Origin of the sequence: Micromonospora sp. U21, assembly GCF_018070045.1 — a bacterium.
GTDB lineage: Bacteria > Actinomycetota > Actinomycetes > Mycobacteriales > Micromonosporaceae > Micromonospora.
In genome coordinates this window covers 47073-62599 of the sequence record NZ_JAGPYK010000029.1, presented here as the reverse complement: position 1 = coordinate 62599, position 15527 = coordinate 47073, and the positions used below count along the sequence as shown (strand labels likewise).

14 protein-coding genes and 1 pseudogene are annotated in these 15527 nt (G+C 72.7%); 13 read left to right on the top strand and 2 right to left on the bottom strand.

All coding sequences use genetic code 11. From position 1 onward, the window contains the following. The first annotated feature begins 99 nt into the window (after positions 1 to 99). The 12 genes and pseudogenes from KBX63_RS27835 to KBX63_RS27780 all read left to right on the top strand — a co-directional run. Positions 100 to 636, top strand: a complete 537-nt coding sequence (locus KBX63_RS27835) for a hypothetical protein (RefSeq protein WP_374102277.1) — start codon at positions 100 to 102, stop codon at positions 634 to 636. Continuing rightward, complete coding sequence (locus tag KBX63_RS27830) at positions 630 to 1610, top strand: hypothetical protein (protein WP_210916348.1); 981 nt, start codon at positions 630 to 632, stop codon at positions 1608 to 1610. Before KBX63_RS27835 ends, KBX63_RS27830 begins: the two co-directional genes overlap by 7 nt. 37 nt (positions 1611 to 1647) lie before the next feature. Next, positions 1648 to 2301, top strand: coding sequence for an SAF domain-containing protein (locus tag KBX63_RS27825; RefSeq protein WP_210916347.1), 654 nt, complete (start codon positions 1648 to 1650; stop codon positions 2299 to 2301). A 2-nt stretch (positions 2302 to 2303) separates the two neighbouring features. Continuing rightward, a complete protein-coding gene (locus KBX63_RS27820) occupies positions 2304 to 3104 on the top strand; it encodes a ParA family protein (RefSeq protein ID WP_210916346.1) in 801 nt (266 codons plus the stop codon). After that, positions 3094 to 4629 carry a CpaF family protein gene (locus KBX63_RS27815; RefSeq protein ID WP_210916345.1) on the top strand — a complete coding sequence of 512 codons (1536 nt, stop codon included), beginning with the start codon at positions 3094 to 3096 and terminating at the stop codon, positions 4627 to 4629. The genes KBX63_RS27820 and KBX63_RS27815 overlap by 11 nt, the downstream gene beginning before the upstream one ends. 4 nt (positions 4630 to 4633) lie before the next feature. Next, positions 4634 to 5536 carry a type II secretion system F family protein gene (locus KBX63_RS27810; RefSeq protein ID WP_210916341.1) on the top strand — a complete coding sequence of 301 codons (903 nt, stop codon included), beginning with the start codon at positions 4634 to 4636 and terminating at the stop codon, positions 5534 to 5536. Continuing rightward, a complete protein-coding gene (locus KBX63_RS27805; protein WP_374102276.1) occupies positions 5536 to 6405 on the top strand; it encodes a type II secretion system F family protein in 870 nt (289 codons plus the stop codon). The genes KBX63_RS27810 and KBX63_RS27805 overlap by 1 nt, the downstream gene beginning before the upstream one ends. Positions 6406 to 6431: 26 nt before the next feature. Beyond that, a complete protein-coding gene (locus KBX63_RS27800; RefSeq protein ID WP_210916335.1) occupies positions 6432 to 6638 on the top strand; it encodes a hypothetical protein in 207 nt (68 codons plus the stop codon). Positions 6639 to 6643: 5 nt separating this feature from the next. Beyond that, positions 6644 to 7093, top strand: a complete 450-nt coding sequence (locus KBX63_RS27795) for a TadE/TadG family type IV pilus assembly protein (RefSeq protein ID WP_210916332.1) — start codon at positions 6644 to 6646, stop codon at positions 7091 to 7093. Then, complete coding sequence (locus KBX63_RS27790; protein ID WP_210916330.1) at positions 7090 to 7557, top strand: TadE/TadG family type IV pilus assembly protein; 468 nt, start codon at positions 7090 to 7092, stop codon at positions 7555 to 7557. Before KBX63_RS27795 ends, KBX63_RS27790 begins: the two co-directional genes overlap by 4 nt. Beyond that, positions 7554 to 7997: a pilus assembly protein TadG-related protein gene (locus KBX63_RS27785; protein ID WP_210916327.1), complete on the top strand. Its 444-nt coding sequence runs from the start codon at positions 7554 to 7556 to the stop codon at positions 7995 to 7997. Before KBX63_RS27790 ends, KBX63_RS27785 begins: the two co-directional genes overlap by 4 nt. A 14-nt stretch (positions 7998 to 8011) precedes the next feature. Beyond that, positions 8012 to 9028, top strand: a pseudogene (locus KBX63_RS27780) (LysM peptidoglycan-binding domain-containing protein); the annotation flags it as partial. A gap of 751 nt (positions 9029 to 9779) precedes the next feature. Here the strand turns inward: KBX63_RS27780 and KBX63_RS27775 are convergent. Continuing rightward, positions 9780 to 10631 carry a Rieske 2Fe-2S domain-containing protein gene (locus KBX63_RS27775; protein ID WP_210916321.1) on the bottom strand — a complete coding sequence of 284 codons (852 nt, stop codon included), beginning with the start codon at positions 10629 to 10631 and terminating at the stop codon, positions 9780 to 9782. Between the two features lie 154 nt (positions 10632 to 10785). On the opposite strand from KBX63_RS27775, the gene KBX63_RS27770 reads away from it, so the two are divergent. After that, positions 10786 to 11550: a crotonase/enoyl-CoA hydratase family protein gene (locus KBX63_RS27770; protein WP_210916320.1), complete on the top strand. Its 765-nt coding sequence runs from the start codon at positions 10786 to 10788 to the stop codon at positions 11548 to 11550. Positions 11551 to 11646: 96 nt separating this feature from the next. Here the strand turns inward: KBX63_RS27770 and KBX63_RS27765 are convergent, their stop codons facing one another. Then, on the bottom strand, positions 11647 to 15354 hold the full coding sequence (locus KBX63_RS27765) for a discoidin domain-containing protein (protein WP_210916319.1): 3708 nt from the start codon (positions 15352 to 15354) through the stop codon (positions 11647 to 11649). Positions 15355 to 15527 lie beyond the last annotated feature (173 nt).

Genomic DNA, 15527 nt, shown 5'->3' with positions numbered 1-15527 from the left:
GGGCGCGCTTCCGCATGCCCGGCGGCGGTGATCCGTCGCCGCACCGGGCGACCAGGAGGAGGCTCGACGGTGCGCGGACGACAGCTCAGGCGAGCTGCGATCTGCCTGCTAGCGGTCGTGGCAGCGGTGCCGGTCACCGCCTGCGGCAGCGGACGGGAGGCCGTTGAACGGCCGGCGCCAGCCCGGGGCGACGAACAACAGGCGGACCCGGACGCCGGTCGGCGGGCTGCGGAAAAGGCGGCGCTCGACGCGTACTCCGGTTATCTCGCGGCCTCGCGTACGGCGAGTCGACGCAGCGATCCACACGCGCCGGAACTGTCCCGGTTTCTCGCCGATCCACTGCTCACTCGGGTGCGAGTGTCCATTCGTGAGGCAAAGGAGCACGGCGCGATGCGTACCGGAACGCTGAAGTCCGACCCGACCGTGACCTCGGTCAGCCTGGACTCGGCCCCGGCCACCGTGGAGATCCAGGACTGCCTGGACGCGAGCGGATACCGGCTGGTCTACGCCAAGGACAAACGGGTGGTCCCGGGCAGTGGCGGAGGTCGGCACCTGGCCACGGCCACCGCCACCCGGTATCCCGACGGCCGGTGGCTGATCAACTCCGGCGCCGCGCACCGGGACCAGCCGTGCTGACCTGGGGAGGAGGGGGCGTCCCGGCCCGTACCGCCCGGGCCGGGACGCCTCACCGGGCGCTCGTCGGAATCGGCCTCGCCCTGCTGCTGGTGGCCGGCGGAACCCTGCCGGCCGCCGCCGCCCGCCGCGCTGACCCCGGCGGCGAGTGCCCGCCCGACCAGCACGATTGCAGCGTCTGGGACGACGAGCCCGGCACACCGGGCGGTCCCGACGGTGGCGGCGACAACGGCGGTGGGGACTCCGGCGGCGGCGACTCCGGCGGCGGCGGAGGTGGCGGCGTCTGTCAGTGGGGCGGGCGGACCATCCCCTGCTACGACGACCTGTTCGGTTGGTTCAACAACGGCGACGGGTGCTACTACAAGCTGACCGAAGGGCCAGTCGAGCCGCCCGAGGGTCAGCAGTGGTACTTGCAGACCTGCAACGGCGGCGACGTGGGTGCCCAGGACACGGTGACGCTGGACGAGCCGCCGCCCGGCTTCGGGGCGCCGCCGGACCCGGAGGAGTTGGCGCGTCGGGCGCTGGCCCGGATCACCATCTCGCCACCCCGGATCGCCGTCGCGCCCCGCCGCAGCACCGGGCCCGGCCTGGTCGGGCTGCCGGTCTGGATGTGGGCCAGCGAAGGGAGGCAGTACTTCGGCCCGGTGATCTCCGAGAGCGAGACCGAACGCGACGTCACCGTCACCGTCGATGCCACGTTCGACCGGATCGTCTGGGACATGGGCAACGACGAGCAGGTCACCACCTGTACTGGCCCAGGAACGAAGTACACGGTGACGGGACCCCGCGCCGGACTTTCCTCGCCCGATTGTGGCTACGACAAGGGCTACCCGAAGGCCGGCACCTACCGCGTCGGTGCCACCACGTACTGGACGGTGACCTGGCGCGGCGGTGGTGAGAGCGGCGTAATCCCCCAGACCCGGACCAGCGGCACCGTGCCGATCCAGATCAACGAACTCCAGGTGGTGACGCGATGAACGCGAGGAACGAGTGGCTTCGGACGGAGACGGTCCGGTGAGTCTCGCGACGCGCAACGGAACCCCGGTGGACGCGCCGGTCAGCCCACCCAAGGTGGTCCGGCAGCGCCGGGTCCGCCCGGGCCTGCTGGGTCTGGCCGTACTCCTGATCGCCCTCGGTGGGCTGGGCGCGGCATTCGCGGTCACCTCGGTCCGGGCGACCGGCAGCTACCTCGCGGTGGCCCGGCCCGTGGAGGTCGGGCGGGAGATCAGCACCGCCGACCTGGTCGCCGTGCAGGTCGCCGGCGGCCAGGGGCTGCGCCCGGTGCCCGCCGGCCGGCTGGACGAGGTGGTCGGCAAGCGCGCCGCCGTGGCGCTGCTCCCGGGCACCCTGCTCACGCTGGGACAGGTCACCGACGACCCGCTGCTCGGCCCCGGCCAGCAGCAGATCGCGCTCGGTTTGAAGACCGCGCAGGTGCCGGCGCGTGAACTGCACCCCGGCGACAAGGTTCTGCTGGTCAGCACCCCGGACGACAACGCCACCGGAGCCGCCGCCGCGGGCACCCGTTTCTCCGCCACCGTGATCGACATGGTCAGCCCGGCGAACAACGACAAGGTGCTGTACCTGGCGCTCACCGTCCGGGACGTGCCCGCGGTGGTGGCGCTGGCCACGCAGGAGCGGATCGCCGTCGTGCTGACCGAGGCGGCCTGAGCATGGCGATCATCGCGCTGGTGTCCGCGAAGGGTTCGCCCGGCGTGACCACCTCGGCGCTGGCCTGCGCGCTGGCCTGGCACCGACGGCTGGTGCTCGCGGAGTGCGACCCGGCCGGCGGGTCGATCCTCGCCGGCTACCTGGGTGGTCAGCTGGACGGACCCCGCGGCATCGGCGAGCTGGCCGTCGGAGAGCTGCGCGACGGCAACCTGGAGACCGCCTTCTGGTCCCAGCTGGTCGACCTCGACGCGCCCCGTCGGGAACGGCTGCTGCTGCCCGGGCTGGTCGACCCGACGCAGGCCGGCAGCGTCACCCCGCTCTGGCAGCGCTTCGCCGACTACTTCAACGCCCTGGACCGCGGCACCCCCGGCTACAACGTGCTGGTCGACTGCGGCCGGCTGCACGTCAACGGTCCGCCGTGGCCGGTGCTGCGGGCCGCCTCGGTGGTGCTGCTGGTGACCCGGGCCGGGCTGCCGGATCTGTCCGGCACCCGGGCGGTGGTCACCGCGATCGAACGGGACTTCGCCGAGCACCGGGTGCCGGCGGGCACCCTGCGGCTGCTGCTGGTCGGCGAAGGGCACGGGCGGGCCGAGATCAGCCGCGCGCTGAAACTGCCGGTGATCGCCCGGCTGCCGCACGACGCGCGTACCGCCGGGGTGCTCAGCCTGGGCGGGACGGTACGGGCCGGACGGCCGCTGCTGCGCGCGGCGGCCGCGTTGGAGGTGCCGGTCGGCGCGCTGCTGGAGCGGCGGCGCGCCCGGCTGGCCTGGCCGGTGCGGCAGGGGGTGCCGGATGCGGTTTGAACCGGTCTCCGCCGACCCGCGTCAACAGCCGCCGGACGTCACCTCCACGACGCCGCCACTGGCCGCGCCGAACGGCCGACACCACCATTCGGTGCCGATGCCGGCACCCGCACTCAGCCCGCCGGCGGAGCCGCCATCCCGCCCCCGGATGGACTTCCAGGTGGTTCGGGAGCTGCGCCGGGAACTGACCGAGCGGCTCACCCTGTGGCAGCGCGGCCGTGAGTTCACCGTCGACGAGGAGGACACCGAGCGGGCCCGGCTGGCCGTCGCGGTGGTCGCCGAGTACGCGGACGCGGTCCGCCGGGCCGGCACGCCGATGGCTGCCGGTGCGGAACGCCTGCTGCTCGACCAGGTGACCGCCGAGCTGGTCGGGCTGGGCCGGCTCCAGACCCTGCTGGTCGACGACACCATCGAGGAGGTGCACATCCTCGGCTGCGACCAGGTGCGCATCACCCGGCACGGCGGCGGGGTGGACTGGGCCGAGCCGATCGCCGACAGCGACGCGGAACTGGTGGAGATCCTCCAGGCGGCGGCCCGCCGTGCGGGCGCGACCGAACGGTCACTGTCCACCGTGAAGCCCACCCTCGACCTGCAACTGCCCGACGGCAGCCGGCTGGCCGCGGTGTTCCTGGTCAGTCACCGCCCGTACGCGGTGATTCGCAAGCACAACACCCTGGACGTGAGCTTGGACGACGTGGCCGGCGCCCGGGGGGACCTGGACGAGATGATCGACCCACTGCTGCGCGACTTCCTCCGCGCGGCGATGCGCGCCGGGCTGAACATCATGGTCGCCGGGCTGGCCGGCGCCGGGAAGACCACGATCATCCGGGCGCTCATGAACGAGATCCCGCCCGACGAGCCGTACGTGCTGCTGGAGGAGAGCCGGGAGCTGCTGCCGGCCCGCCGCCGGGAGCGGCACCGGGCCGTGATGAGCTTCGAGGCCCGCGAGGGGCACGGCGAACGTGGCTTCGACGGCAGGCCGGCCGGCGAGGTGACGATCGCCGACCTGATCCCGCTCTCGCTCCGGATGGGCGTGCTGCGGATCATCGTGGGCGAGGTGCGGTCCCGGGAGATCGTGCCGATGCTCCAGGCGATGACCACCAGCCGGGGCTCGATGTGCACCATCCACGCCCGCACGTCCGCAGGCGTCGGTGAACGGATCGTCGAGCTGGCGCTGGCGCACGGCCGCGAGATGACCGTCGACCAGGCCCGCCGGATGGCCGGCAACGCCCTGGACCTGATCGTCTACGTCACCGTCGAGGACGAGACCGCGATCGGCGGGCGCAAGCACCGGTTCGTGTCGCACGTGGAGGAGGTGATCGGGGCTGGCGAGGCCGGCCGCATCACCACCACCACGGTCTTCGGGCCCGGCCCGGACGGCCGCGCGGTCCCCCGGCACCTGCCGGAACGGGTCCGCGACCAACTGCTGCGGGTGGGTTACGACGCCCGGCTGCTGACCCGGTGGATCGAGGCCGGCACCGGCGCCTGGCGTCGCCCCCGGCAGACCCGACTGGCCCGGCGGTGATCCGGTGCGGGACAACCTGGAACTGATCGCGGTGGTCTCCGGCGCCGCCTGTGTCGCCGGACTGCTGCTGGCCGTGGTCGCGCTGATCGGCACCCGACGACCCGCCGGCACCGGCCCGGGCGCCGGGCCGGGTCTGAGCCGGCTCTGGCGCGGCTCCGGCGCCACCCCCGGCGAGCGGCGGGCCTACCAGGCGCTGCTGCTCACCGCGCTGGCCGCCGGCGCGCTGGCCTTCCTGCTGACCGGGCTGCCGGTGGTCGGTCTGCTGGTGGCGGCGGCGGTGCCCGGTACGCCGTGGCTGTTCGCGGTGGGCAAGGCCGAGCAACGGGCCATCGCCCGGATCGAGGCGGTCGGCGAGTGGACCCGCCGGCTCAAGGACGTCTCCAGCACCGGGCAGGGCCTCCAGCAGTCGATCATCGGCACGATCGGCAGCGTGCCACCCGGCATCGAGGACGAGGTCCGGCTGCTCGCCGCCCGGTTGCAGGCCGGCTGGATGGCCCGCTCCGCGCTGCTGGCGTTCGCCGACGAGATCGGCGACCCGGTCTGCGACCAGGTGGTGGCGGCGCTGATCCTGCACCTCAGCGATCGGGGCGAGCGGCTGGGTGACGTGCTCGGCTCGATCGCCGGCGCGGCGGCGGCGGAGGTCGCCACCCGCCGGGAGATCGAGGCCAAGCGAACCCAGCCCCGGTTCGCGGTCCGCTTCCTCACCGGCATGACCCTCGCCACCCTGGCGTACGGGCTGATCAACACCGAGTACATCGAGCCGTACGGCACGCCGGTGGGTCAACTGGTGATGGCCGCCCTCGGCGCCGCCTTCATCGGCCTGCTGGCCTGGGTGCGGTCCATGAGCCAGCCGCAGCGGCCGGCCCGGTTCCTGCCGGCGCCGGATCCGCAGGAGGTGATCGCATGATCGTCAACTGGCACCTGGCCGTCGCGGTGTGCGGTGGAGCCGCCGTGGGGCTGGGCCTGTTCCTGGTGGTCCGCGAGCTGGTGCCGGCGACCCCGGCGCTCGGGCCGGCACTGCGCCGGTTGCACCAGCCGGCCGGCACCGGCCGGGTCGCCACTCCCGCGTCCCGGCAACTGGACTGGCTGACCGGGCTGGCCCGCTGGCTGCGGCCGCCGCACCGGCAGCTCGCCCTGATCGGCCAGACCTCCGAGCAGTACGCGCTGTCGGTGCTGCTCTCCGCGCTGATCGGGCTGGCCACGCCGGCCCTGCTCGGGGTGGCGCTGTTCGTGCTCGGCATCTCGCTGCCGTTGGTCGTACCGGTGCTCGGCAGCCTCGGCCTGGCGCTGATCGGCGGGCTCCTGGCGCACCGGGCGGTGCTCACGAAGGCCGACGCCGCCCGGGACGAGTTCCGCCAGGCCGTCTGCACCTACCTGGATCTGGTGGCGTTGCAGCTCTCCGCCGCGCACGGGCCGGTGCAGTCGCTGGAGCGGGCCGCCGCGGTCTGTGACGGCTGGGTGTTCGACCGGATCCAGGAGTCGCTGCGGATCGCCCAGATGCAGATGCACGCGCCCTGGGACGAGCTGCGCGACCTCGCCGACAAGATCGGCATCCCGGAGCTGGGCGACGTCGGCGCGATCATGCGCTCCTCCGGCAGCGAGGGGGCTCAGGTGCACGAGACCCTGCGCAGCCGGGCCGACTCGCTGCGCGACCAGATCCGCACCGACAACCTCGCCCGCGCCGAGGGGGTGACCAGCCGACTCGACATCCCGGGCGCACTGCTCGTCTTCGTGCTGCTCGGCTTCGCCGTCTATCCGTTCATCTCCCGCATCTGATCTGACACCCCGAGAAGGAGTACGCCATGTCCATCCTCAGCTACCTGCACGTCGTGATGACGACGCGGTTTGCCGAGTTGCGCCGCGACGGCGAGCGCGGTGACAGCCCGGTGCCGACCGCGGTCATCATCTTCGGCCTGGTCTTCGTCGCCACGATCGTCACGGGCCTGGCTCTGGCCAAGGCCGACGACTGGATGAGCTCCATCCCGAACCACACGAACCCCACGAAGTAGCCGGCATGCGCCGAGCCGCGTTCCCGAGGTGGCGCCGGGTGGTCACCACCGCCCGGCGTCGACTCGCGGCTGGCGACCGGGAGCGGGGTGCCAACCCGGTCGAGCTGGCCGTGGTGATGCCGCTGATCCTGGTGCTGCTCTTCGCGTCGCTCCAGGTCGCGGCCGTCTTCCTGGCCCGGTCCACGGCGTTGAACGCCGCACAGAGCGGGGTCAACGCCCAGCGGCTGTACGACGCTCCGGACGACGCCGGGGTCGCCAGCGCCACCCGTTTTCTGGAGGCGACCGGCGGTTGGCTGGTGGGCTGGGAGAAGACCGGCCCGAGCTGCGTGATCACGGAGAACGAGACCGAGGTGACCTGTACGGTGCGCGGCCGGTCCCTGTCGGTGGTTCCCGGCGTGGACTTCGCGGTGCAGCAGACCGCACACGGGACTGTGGAACGGGTGACCACGCCGTGAGCCGCCGTGCCGAGCGAGGCTCCGTCTCCATCGAGGTGGCGGTGCTGGCGCCCGCGTTCATCGCCCTGATGGTGCTCGCCGGGGTGGCCGGGCGCAGCGCGGTGGCGGCGGAGGTGGTCGAGGCCGCCGCGCACGACGCGGCCCGCGCCGCCTCGATCTCGCGGAGTGCCGACGCCGCGCGGACCGCAGCGCGGGAGGCCGCCCGCAAACAGCTGGACTGGCGCGGGCTGGCCTGCACCAATGACCTCGATCCGACGTTTTCCGGCTCGGTGGCCGGCAATCCTGTCAGCTTCGACGACGCCTTCAGCAGCCCGGTCGGTGAGGACGCCACGGTCACGGTGGAGATCAGTTGCCTGGTGTCGTTCAAGGACATCTCGTTGGATGTCGTGCCCGGGATGCCGACCGACAACCGGATCACGGCGAGTTTCACCTCTCCGCTGGACCGCTACCGGAGCCGGCAATGACCGCCACCGCCCCCCGACGTCCGCACACCGGTGAGCACGGCCGGGTCAGCATCTTCCTGGCGGTGGCGATGACCGGCGTGCTGGCCATCGTGGGCCTCTCCTTCGACGGCGCCGGGCAGCTGCGCACCCTGCAACGCGCCGACAACCTGGCTGCGGAGGCGGCCCGGGCCGGTGGACAGGCCATCGACCGGGCCACCGCGATCGAGGGCGGGCCGAAGCGGATCGACCAGCCGCAGGCCCTCGTCGCGGTCGCCAACTACCTGGCCGCAGCGGGCACCACCGGCCACACCGTGAGCTTCCCGGAAGTCGCCGGGGAAACCCTCGTCCGGGTACGCGTCACGATCACCTACCGCCGATCGATGCTCGGGCTGTTCGGCTTCGACCGCACGGTCACCGTCACCGGCGAGGCGACCGCGCGAGCCATCACCGCAGGACCGTAGGAAGGAAGGCAGCCATGCCCGCATCGCGTCGGTCCGTCGTACGGCGGACCGGACGGATCCTCACCGGCCTCGGCGCGCTGGTCGTGCTCTGCACGCTGCTGGCCGGCGCGCCGGTGGCACTGGTCGCCTTGGCCGGCAACCCGCTGCCGGACCACCTGCCGAGCATCGCCGAGGTGGGCACCGCGCTGACCAGTCGGGACGACGGCCAGCTCTTCCTGCGGGCATTGGCGCTGGCCGGCTGGTTCGGCTGGGCCACGTTCACGTTCTCGGTCCTCGTCGAGCTGTGCGCGCAGGGCCTGCGCCGACCGGCACCGAAGCTGCCCGGGATGAGCCGCCAGCAGAAGGCCGCCGCCGCCCTGGTCGGTTCGGTCGCGCTGATCCTCGCCGCCAGCCCGGCCGCCGCCAGCGCCGCCACCGTCTACGCCGGCTCCGCGTACGCCCAACCGGGCGCGCCGGCGGTCGCCACCCTGGCCGGGCCGGCGTCGACGTCGGCGCTGGGTACGGCCCACGGGATCGCCGCCCCCCGCGTCACCGGCGCCACCGGCGGCGAGGCGTCGGGCCTGGAGACGGCGCCGGTGTACCGGGTGGCGCGGGGCGACTACCTCGGCGAGGTGGCCGAGCGTTACCTGGACGAATTCGCCGACTACCGACGGCTGGCCGAGCTGAACCGCCTCGACGACCCGGACCGGATCCGTCCCGGCCAACTGCTCCGGCTGCCCGCCGAGGCCACCGACCAGGGTGCCCGCTCGCACGCCACCGGCCGGCTGGTCGGCCGGCCGGCGCCCGAGCCGCCGGCGCCCCGGCCGGCGCCCGAGCGGGCCGCACCGGAGCGGGTGGCACCCACACCGCCCAACGGTACGGAGTCCACGGGTCAGCCGCCCGCGATGACCGTTGGCGCCGCCCGGGCCGGCACGACCGACGGGGTCAACCGACCGCTGGCGGTGTCCGCCGTGCTGGCCGTGGCGAGCATCGTCGGCGCCCAGATCGGCGCGGTGCTCGGGCTGCGCCGCCGTCCGGCCACCGCCGGTGCGGCCCCCCGGTTGGCCGCATCCACCCGCACGCCCCGGGGCGGCGCGGGCCGCAGCATGGGCAGCCCAGCCCGGACCAGCAGCGGTACGACCCGGGCCGCCGGCAGCACCGCCCGGCCGAGCGGCGGCGCGGCATCGGCTGGCAGCGACACCGGACGTACCGGCGGCGGCACGGGACCTGCGGGCGGCGGGACGGCCCCGACCGGGTGGGCCGGCGACGAGGGTTGGGGTGGCTACGACGAACACGGTGACCTGTTGGCCGGCGGGCCCGGCCTGGACTCCGTGCCGGACGGCCCGCAGGTCGGTCGGCACCGGCGCAGCTGACCGGCGCGCTCACGGGTTCTGACGGCGGTCGTCGCCGGTTGGCGGTCACGCGCCGACCCGGCTCAGGTCACCGCCGATCGACAGCGACGCGGCGAGCTTCCAGGTCAGGTCGTCGCCGTTGACGAGCCGGGCCGCGCTCCCGGCTCAGTACAGCGCCGGCGGCGGCAGCGCAGCCGCGGACTCGCGCCGGCTGGCGGCACGCTGGGTCCCGAGAGCGTTATACCTCACAGGTATAAATATGACTCTGAGGTATAACCGTCAACAGCAACACCATCCAGGCAGCACAGGCCAGGATCGAACGGCGCGTGGCAGCCGGGCGCAGCGCACAGCGGCCTGGCGCAGCGCGCGGCAGCCCGGCACAGCGCGCGGCAGCCCGGCACACGTGGCCCGGGTGTCGGGGATCTGGCGGATGCCCGTTCGCGCGTGCCTGTCAGGGCAGGCGGGTCTGCAGCACGCCGTCCTGGATCCGGGTGGGCAGGATCTGCTGGTCGTTGCCGGACGGCCCCTGCACGACCTCGCCGCCGTTGAGACGGAAGGCGCTGCCGTGCCACGGGCAGACCACGCAGGCATGGCCACCGATCTCCTGCACCTCGCCCTCGCCGAGCGGCCCGCTCTGGTGCGCGCAGCGCTCCAGCATCACGGTGACCTCGTCACCGTGCCGGTACAGGATCACCGAGACGTCGTCCACCTCCCGGGTGACCAGAGTGCGTTGCGGCAGCGCACCCATCTCGACCAGCGAGTGCCAGCCTTCGCTTATCCGGTGCAGCTCGGAGACGCTCTGGTTGACCTGCGCTCCCTGCTTGTACGCCAGGTGGCCACCGATGTACGCGCCAAGGCTCGCGGCGGAGAGTCCGAGCCAACCGAGGGTACGGCCGACGCCGTGCCGGCCGGACAGCCGCGCGGCCAGCGAACCGGCGTAGAGCGTCACGCCCACGCTGTTCGCGGCGGCGTGCACCAGGCCGACCCGGCGCTGGTCCCGGGAGAGTGCCGCCCAGTCGTTCAGCCCGGCGACCGCTGCCGGCAGCGCGCTGACGGTGCCCAGGCCGACCAGCACGGTGGCGGCCCGGCGCTGCCCGGGCATCAGGTCCAGCACCGCGGCGCTGATCCAGGCGCCCACCGGCACCTGCACCATCGCCGGGTGCAGGGGATGCCCCAGCGTCACCCCGTGCAGCAGGTCCCGCAGCCGCCGCGGACGCAGCGTGCCGAGGACCACCCGCTGTAGCCGGTCACCCACCCGGTCCAGCCTCGAATCCTGCTCAACTCTCGTCAATAGTGCTCGCACCCGTACCGACTTCCCGGCGAACGCGGTCGCAAACCGGTCGGCGGTGACAGACCTGTCGCACGGCGTGTCGACAGCGCTTTCAGCGCGCGCCCGACCCGCCGCGCGATCGGGTGCGGGGTCTGCGGGACCGGCGGGCGGCGGGCATGCTGGGCCGATGGGTGTACGGGTGGAGCGCGCCGGGCCGGTGACGACAGTGGTGCTGGACCGGCCGGCGGCCCGGAACGCCGTCGACGGGCCGACCGCGCGAGCGCTGGCCGACGCCTTTCGAGCCTTCGACGCCGACCCGGACGCGGCGGTGGCTGTGCTCTGGGGAGCCGGTGGCACGTTCTGTGCCGGTGCGGACCTCAAGGCGATCGGCACGCCGAGCGGCAACCGGGTCGAGCCGGAGGGGGACGGCCCGATGGGTCCGACCCGGATGGCACTCGGCAAACCGGTGATCGCGGCGATCTCCGGGTACGCGGTGGCCGGCGGGCTGGAGTTGGCGCTCTGGTGCGACCTGCGGGTCGCCGAGTCCGACGCGACGCTCGGCGTGTTCTGCCGCCGGTGGGGAGTGCCGCTCATCGACGGCGGCACCGTCCGGCTGCCGCGGCTGATCGGCGGGAGCAGGGCGATGGATCTGATCCTCACCGGCCGGCCGGTGCCGGCCGATGAGGCGTACGCGATGGGGTTGGTCAACCGGCTGGTGCCGCCCGGCCAGGCGCGGGCCGCGGCCGAGGAGCTGGCGGCGGCGATCGCCCGGCATCCGCAGACCTGCCTGCGCAACGACCGGGCGGCGCTGCTGGCCGGAGCCGGCCGCCCCGAGCCGGAGGCCATGGCGACCGAGCTGGCGTACGGGATGAACTCTCTGGCCACCGACGCGGCGGCCGGCGCGGCCCGGTTCGCCGCCGGCGCCGGTCGGCACGGCGCGCCCGCCGGCTGACCGACGGGAGCACGACGGGCCGGGCGGTGCGGCCACCCCTTGTCGAGTAGCCGCACCACCCGGAGGAACGGTCGCCGTGCGGACGACCGGGGTGGGTCAGTTGCGGTTGATGGTGAACGTCGAGGTGGTGTTCCGGATGTCCACCGCGTTGTTGCTCAGCCGCAGGTTGTTGAAGGTGGCCGAGCCTACGGCCGGGCCCTGCCCCGCCTCCGGCATCTCGTTCACCCAGATCCCGAAGCCGGACTTCGCGTCGAACGCGTCACCGCTCTTGCGTGCCCCGCTGATCGAGACGTTCGTGAAGATCGTGTCGGTGACCGGGAACTGCGGCTGCCCGCCGACGTAGTTCGTCTGGAACATGATGCCGCTGTAGGTCGGGTCGACGATGTCCACGTCACTGACCCGGATGCCCTGGAACACCTTCGAGGCGGAGAAGATCCAGATCGCCGGGAAGGTCTGTGCGCCCCAGAAGTGCCCACCGGCCCGCACGATCGAGATGTTCTCGAACCGCGTCGGCGGGTTCGCCCCGAAGCCGTTCATCGGGTAGCCGAAGTCGAGCGAGCTGATGGTGATGCCGGAATACACCAGCGTGTCCGCGATGTAGATGTTGCGGAACGTGTTGCCGTACCCGCCATAGACCGCGACACCGGCGGCGCGCCAGGTCAGGGTCGAGGTCAGGTTCTCGTAGACGTTGTCCTTCATGTCCGCGCCGCCCGCGTCGATCGCCGAGAACAGCGCGAAGCTGTCGTCACCGGTGGCCCGGGCGTCGTTGTTGGTGACCAGGTTGTTGGTGCTGCCGTTGGTCATGTTGACGCCGTCGGCGAACATGTTCCGGATCCGGGAGTTCCTGATCGTCATGTAGTCGGTGTTCGCACCCCAGTACAGGCACACCATGTGCTCGTTCCAGATGTTGTCGATCACGATGTTCGACACGTTGGAGAAGTCGAACACCTTGCCCGGCCCGTCGATCCGCGAGGTGTAGTTGCCGAAGTAGGCGAAGTTCGCGAAGGACGATCCGGCCGCCGAGTTCTCGGCCCGGAAGCCGATGTCGGTGTTGTCCTGGCCGGACGGGGCGTTGAACCGGGTGTACCAGGGCCCGGCGCCGCTCACCTTGACCGCCTTGCCGTACACCTGGAACTTCGACGAGGTGGAGTAGTTGCCGGCGGGCAGGTAGACCCCGATGAGGTTGCCCGTGGTGTCCATCCGCACCCGGTCCAGGGCGTTCTGCACGTCCTGGTGGGTGAAGCCGGTCGGCGTGGTGTAGCGCGCCGGGTCCGGGTTGGCGATCGGCGCCACCTGCTCGGTGTTGATGAAGTCGATGGCGTACGTGGTGGTGTTGGCGGGGTCCTTCTGGAGGCGGATCCTGCTGCCGGCCGGCACGGTGGAGTTGAGCATGACGTTGGCCTCGTCGTAGATGTGCCGCGGTCCGCCCGCGCCCGGCGAGTTGCCCGGGCTGGCCTCGTTGCCGTAGAGCCAGGCGTACCGGGACGTCAGGTCGATGGCCTTGTGGAACGTGCCGTTGACGTAGACGTTCAGCGTCGAGTTGATCCCGCCGCCGCCCGGCGCGTCCGGGATGGAGAAGCGGGTGACCAGCGTGTTGGTGCTGGCACGGGTGGTGAACTCGACGTAGCTGCCGGTCGAGTTGAGCGTCACCGCCCGCCGCCCGGACGCCTCACCCGCCAGGTCGCCGACGTTCCGGTTCGGGCCGACGACGGCGGCGCCGCCACCGACCACGCCGTCCTCGGCCTCGTACATGTCGTACGGCATGTTGGCGCCACGACCGACGAAGAGCGGGCGGTCGCTGGTGTTGTTGGCCTGCTTGACCGGCAGTTCGTTGGCGTCGGCGGCGAGCACCACCCGGACGGTGTACCTGCCGTTCGCGGCGGTCCAGGTGCCCAGGTTGACCGGGCCGACGGTGGCCCCCGCGTTGATCACCCCGGAGTACGAACCGGTCAGGGTGCGGACGGCGGTGCCGGCGTCGTTGAGCACGGTGAGCGTGATGCCGTGCGCGCCGGACGCGGACGCCACACTGCCGGCGTTGCGTACCGACACCGAGAAGGTGACCGTGTTGCCGGCCGCCGGGTTGCCGGGCGACCAGGCGACCGCGGAGGCGACCAGGTCGGAGGTGGCGACCGGGCTGACCACCAGCGGACTGGGGTTGGTGTAGCTGTTGTTGGTGTCGTCCTGCTCGACGACGGTGTTGTTCTCGTCGACCTTCGCGCTGAGCGGGTAGCTGCCCGCGTCACGCGTGCCGATGTTGGCGGTGACCGTGGTCGAGGCGCCGGCCGCGAGGCCGCCGACCGACGCGGTGCCGACCCGGGTGGCGCCCAGGTAGAAGTTGACGTTGGTGGCGCCGGAGGCCGCGGAGCCGGCGTTACGCACGGTCGCGGAGAGCGTGATGGTGCTCGTCTCCACCGGCGCGGACGGGGTGAACGACATGCCGGTCACGGTCAGGTCCGGGTTCGGTGCAGGGGTGCCGATGACCTGGAACTCGGCCACCTGGCCGGCCGGGGCACCGGTGTTCGAGGCGATCGACAGCCGTACGTCGGCCGCCGCGCCGGAGACCGGGATGGTCACCGTGTTGCCGCTGGCCGGGTTGAAGCTGTAGTTCGCCGCACCGACCAGCGTGGTGAAGGTCGACGAGCCCTGGTCGCGGCCGAGCACGGTGATGTTCTGGGTACGCGCACCCCAGGCCGGGTCCGGGTTCAGCTTCAGCACGATCTGGCTGAGGCTGGCGTTCGCGCCGAGCTGCACGGTCAGCGTGCTCGGGTTGCCGTTGCCCTCCCAGTAGGTGGCCACGTTGTTGTCGTTGGCGTTGGTGGCCACGAACGTGTGCACGTACCCGGAGGCGGTGATCGGCTTGCCGACCGCCAGGTTGGTGCCGACCGGCGGGTTGCCGGTGCCGGTCCGGGTGACGGTGTTGCTGTTCGCCGACTGGTTGCCGGCGGCGTCCCTGGCCCGGACGTAGTAGGAGACGGTGGCGCTGGTCGGCTGGCTGTCCGTGTACGTCAGGGTCGAGCCGTTGACGCTGCCGCGCAGTGCGCCGTTGGCGTAGACGTCGTACCCGGTCACCCCGACGTTGTCGGTGGACGCGGACCAGGTGAGCCGGATCTGCCCGCTGGCGGGTTGGGTGTACGCCAGGTTCCCGGGGACGCTGGGGGCCTGCGTGTCGGGGCTGCCGACGGCGCCGTAGACCTCGACCTCGGAGAACTGGGCGGCCGGCCAGCCGGTGTTGCCGGTGACCTGCACCCGCACGTAGCGGGTGCTGGCCGCGGTGAAGGTGACAGTCGCGGTGTTTCCGGTGGCCGGGTTGAAGGTGTAGCCGCCGGATGCCTTCAGGGTGGTGAACGAGGAGCCGTTGGTGGAGCCGAGCACCGACAGCGTCTGGGTGCGGGTCTGCCAGGCCGACGAGGGTGGCAGCTTGAGCACGACCCGGTCCACGCTGACCGTGGCGCCGAGGTCGGCCTGGATCCACTGCGGGAACGCGTTGTTGTTGCTCTCCCAGTAGGTGTCCGCGTTGCCGTCGTTGGCGTTGCCCGCCACGTAGTTCTGGTTGTAGCTGCTGGCGGTCATGGTGGCGGAGAGTCCGGCGAGCATGGCCACCCGCGCGGCGGCCGCGGACGGGTCGGCCACCGGTGCCGCGCTGACCGCGGGGGTGACGACCGGGGCGGTGGCGAGGAGCATCCCGGCGAGCACGCCGGCGAGCACGCCGGCGAGCAGCCGTCGGTGGCCGGTGCGGGTGGTGCGGGGGACGGAGCTGGGCGCGCCGGTCGGCGGCGTGCCTCGTCTGGTGAGGTTTCTGGACATGGGGTCGCTACACCTCTTTCGGGGGTGGGTGCGGGTGCGGTGCGCGACGACGGGTGCAGGGGTACGCCCGTCGTGCCGCGACAGGTTGGGGACGGTGCGGTGGGGGACGGGAATCAGGCCGGCCCGGGGCTGCGCTGCGCCGGGCCGTCCGGCCGGGTGGCCCCCGCCCCGGC

Coding starts and splice junctions, on each gene's coding strand:
- KBX63_RS27820 (WP_210916346.1), top strand. CDS start 2,304: ATGGCGATCATCGCGCTGGTGTCCGCGAAGGGTTCGCCCGGCGTGACC.
- KBX63_RS27815 (WP_210916345.1), top strand. CDS start 3,094: ATGCGGTTTGAACCGGTCTCCGCCGACCCGCGTCAACAGCCGCCGGAC.
- KBX63_RS27800 (WP_210916335.1), top strand. CDS start 6,432: ATGTCCATCCTCAGCTACCTGCACGTCGTGATGACGACGCGGTTTGCC.
- KBX63_RS27795 (WP_210916332.1), top strand. CDS start 6,644: ATGCGCCGAGCCGCGTTCCCGAGGTGGCGCCGGGTGGTCACCACCGCC.
- KBX63_RS27785 (WP_210916327.1), top strand. CDS start 7,554: ATGACCGCCACCGCCCCCCGACGTCCGCACACCGGTGAGCACGGCCGG.
- KBX63_RS27770 (WP_210916320.1), top strand. CDS start 10,786: ATGGGTGTACGGGTGGAGCGCGCCGGGCCGGTGACGACAGTGGTGCTG.
- KBX63_RS27765 (WP_210916319.1), bottom strand. CDS start 15,354: ATGTCCAGAAACCTCACCAGACGAGGCACGCCGCCGACCGGCGCGCCC.